This window comes from Moorena sp. SIO4G3 (assembly GCF_010692305.1).
GTDB lineage: Bacteria > Cyanobacteriota > Cyanobacteriia > Cyanobacteriales > Coleofasciculaceae > Moorena > Moorena producens_A.
In genome coordinates, this window is sequence record NZ_JAAHIG010000599.1 from 1 (window position 1) to 3,421 (window position 3,421).

The 3,421-nt window shown below is 44.0% G+C and carries 2 protein-coding genes and 1 pseudogene; 2 read left to right on the plus strand and 1 reads right to left on the minus strand.

The features are described 5' to 3' along the window. Together F6J99_RS43410 and F6J99_RS43415 are read left to right on the plus strand one after the other, a co-directional pair. Positions 1-1,907 (plus strand): Ig-like domain-containing protein (locus F6J99_RS43410; RefSeq protein WP_293123231.1); only part of this gene is annotated, 1,907 nt, incomplete at its 5' end. 213 nt (positions 1,908-2,120) lie between these two features. Beyond that, complete coding sequence (locus F6J99_RS43415; RefSeq protein WP_293123234.1) at positions 2,121-3,272, plus strand: hypothetical protein; 1,152 nt, start codon at positions 2,121-2,123, stop codon at positions 3,270-3,272. Positions 3,273-3,311: 39 nt separating this feature from the next. Here the strand turns inward: F6J99_RS43415 and F6J99_RS43420 are convergent. Next, positions 3,312-3,421: pseudogene (locus F6J99_RS43420) on the minus strand (transposase); the annotation flags it as partial.

A 3,421-nucleotide genomic window follows, 5' to 3' on the forward strand; every position in this document is an offset into this window, starting at 1 on the left:
TGGTCACAGCTACCGTTAACGTTGATGTCACTGCTCCTAATCAATCTCCAGTAGCCACAGACGATACTGCGACCACTGTAGAAAACACTGCAGTTGATATCAATGTCTTAGCTAATGACTCTGATCCTGAAGGTGATGCGGTCAATTTGGCCATTGGCCAGCAGAGCGCTAATGGTAACGCAGTAGTCAATCAAGATGGCACTATTACCTATACGCCCAATGCTGACTTCACTGGGGCTGATAGCTTCACCTACCAAATCGATGATGGCAGCAATCCTGCAGTCACAGCTACGGTTAACGTTGATGTTACTGCTGCTAATGAATCTCCAGTAGCGGCAGACGATACTGCTACCACTTTAGAAAACACTGGGGTTGATATCAATGTCTTAGCTAATGACGTTGATCCTGACGGTGATGCGCTGACTGTAACCATTAACGAGCAAGGACTTAATGGCACAGTAACCGTTAATCAAGATAGCACGATTACCTATACTCCTAATAATGGTTTCATTGGGTTTGATCGCTTCACCTACCAGATCGATGATGGCACTAATCCTGCGGTCACAGCTACGGTTAACCTTGAAGTGACTCGTGTTAATGAATCTCCAGTAGTCACAAACACTAATAATAATAGTGCTACTACTGGGGCAAACACTCCAGTTACCCTTGATGTTCTCGCTAACTACTCTGATCCTGATGGGGATCCGCTAACTTTTGCAATTGTCAGCAATCCAAGCAACGGGACAGCAGTAGTCAATGATAATGGCACTGCCAATGATGCCACAGATGACTTTATTATCTATACGCCCAATGCCGACTTCACTGGCACTGATAGCCTAACCTTTGAGGTAAGCGATGGTAATGGCGGCACTAACACAGACACTGTTAACTTCACCATTGAACAGACTACGCCTACGACGCCTCTAACTCAGAATGCCAATAATAATTTTATGGTTAACGGCGACACCCTGCGATTTACTCTTACAGGTCGCGAACTTGGTGAAGTCAGTGAAATTGGAGCATTTGTTACTGATGATGCCCAAGGTACAATTGATGGCATTGCCCCTGGTCAGAGTGGTTATGTAGAAGCTGCTCTGTTCCGAGCTGAGACGATTTTCTCTGTTCTCCCTGACAGTTTAGGTAGTGCTCAACCCACCCGCATCATCGACAGTTTTAACCCCGACGATAACGTGGTATTCTACGTGATTCAAGGTGGCTCTGTTGATGGGGTGCTAGCGGGACAGGATTCTACCTCCAACGTATTCTTCAGTGATCCTTCATTGAATAGCGATGGTCAGAACCATCTACAGGTCACTGACAATGGCAATGGTCAGTTAACCTTGGCCTTTGAAGATGGCAATGACTTCGACTACAATGATGCCACTGTGGTTGTCTCAGACGGTACAGGTTCCACTGCGCCACTGGGAACAGGCCCTAACGACATTCAAGGGATACTGGAACTGATCGATTTGACCGACGTGACTGGTACAGTTACTGGTAGTCTTGTGGTCAACAGTGAAGCTGAATTCAATAATACCGTTGGCTGGTATGTGGTTGATAATTTCAGTGGCACAGTTAACGGTTTAAATCCCGGTGATGCTGGTTATGCAGAAGCTGCAATCTCAAATCAGGTAAACTTAAGTGCTGGAGTATCCGGTGGGGTAATACTGGCTCCATTCCTGATTTCCGATGGTACAGCAGCGGAGTTCCTAGCTAATAATCCTTCTAATGCAGATCAAGAGGATTCCGACCTGAATGCCTACTTTGCTTACGTGGGGGCTAACCCAGATCAAGTTGACCATATTCGCCTGCTAGGAGATAACACCTTTGGTTTCGAGGATCTGTTCGGTGGTGGTGACGAAGACTTCAACGATGTGGTGGCTCAGGTTAACTTAACTGTTGCCTAAGTGTTGTCTTAGTGTTGTCTAACCAGACTGCGGACGCTTTTTTATAGTAGTAGGGTGGTTATTAACGCACCCTAGAATTACTCCAGATTTTGGACTCAAGCAGATATAGTCTACAAGCCTCAGTATCAACTGAGGTTTTTTTTGTTTCATCCAATATTTTAACTGGTAAAATTAAAAAGCGAATAGCACTATAGAAATGCCATCGTAATCTATATGAACTCCTATCGTCGATTTCACCTAACCTTGGCAGCAGTTACCTTTCCGAGTTTATTCGGGTTTGGCTTATTGAACGCTGCGGTTGACCCTTACGGAGTCATAAATAGCCCAGAGTTACCCGGTCTAAATCAGTTGAAGCCTGAACAATTTAACCATGTCAGACTATTCAAGGCTATAGATGTTATTCGTAATGAACCCAAAATCGTTTTGTTAGGGTCATCACGAACTGACCTGGGACTTAACCCAAACCACCCAGGAATGAAACCAGGAAACTCCGGATACAATTTGGCACTAGTGGGTCCGAATATGTATGAAGTTAAACGTTATTTTGACCATGCTCTAACTAATCAACCGGATTTAAAAACCGTTGTGATTGGTATTGACTTCTTCATGTTCAATGACTTGAAAACTAATGCTCCAGATTTTAAGGAAAGTCTGATTAATCAAAAAACTATTCCCCTGCAAGAGGTAATTAATTCCACCCTATCCCTAAACGCGCTGAATGCTAGCAAATCAACCCTAAGTTCTAGTATCAAGTCAAAGGCTTACTTTCTCTATGATGCCAATGGTATGCGTTTTATTTATAACAATAAGCCTAAGAAACCTTTACCAGCCGGGTTTCAGGACATGCTCAAGGGCTTAATGACCACTGACGGCTATTATAAAGAGTATCGACTTTCCGATAGTTTTTTGAATGATCTTAAAGACATTGTTGATACCTGTCAGGAAAAAGGCATAGAGCTAAAGATATTTATATCACCATCCCATGCTACTCAATGGGAAAGTCTGCGGGTTACCGGACTGTGGCCAGTGTTTGAAGAATGGAAACGTCGGTTAGTGGAGATTACACCAGTGTGGGATTTCTCTGGGTATAACAGCATTACCACAGAAGCGATTAGGGAAGAGATGAAAAACTATTGGGATAGCTCTCATTATCGCGAGGAAGTTGGTGATTTAATCCTAAATCGCCTATTCAGTTATCAATCTCAGACTGTTCCAGAGGATTTTGGTGTTCTAATGACACCAGAAAATGTTGAATCCCACCTCGGTAAAATCAGGAATGAGCGGAAGTCATGGGCAGAGACTAATCCTGATCTAGTACAATTAGTGGAAGATTTAAACCAAAAATCTGAGATAGCGAGTCAGTAAGTTTCCTATACTTGGTGTGGTTTGTTGACACTCCCCGGTCTAAAGACGCGGGGATTCTTCGCTCGACGACCCGACTTGCTGAACCTGGCCGGAACCAAGAACAGTAGAGGTCAGATCTCCCGAAGAGTTCGGATCTAAAATCCAGGTTC

Excerpts from the sequence above, each read along its gene's own strand:
- F6J99_RS43415 (WP_293123234.1), top strand. The coding sequence starts at position 2,121 with ATGAACTCCTATCGTCGATTTCACCTAACCTTGGCAGCAGTTACCTTT.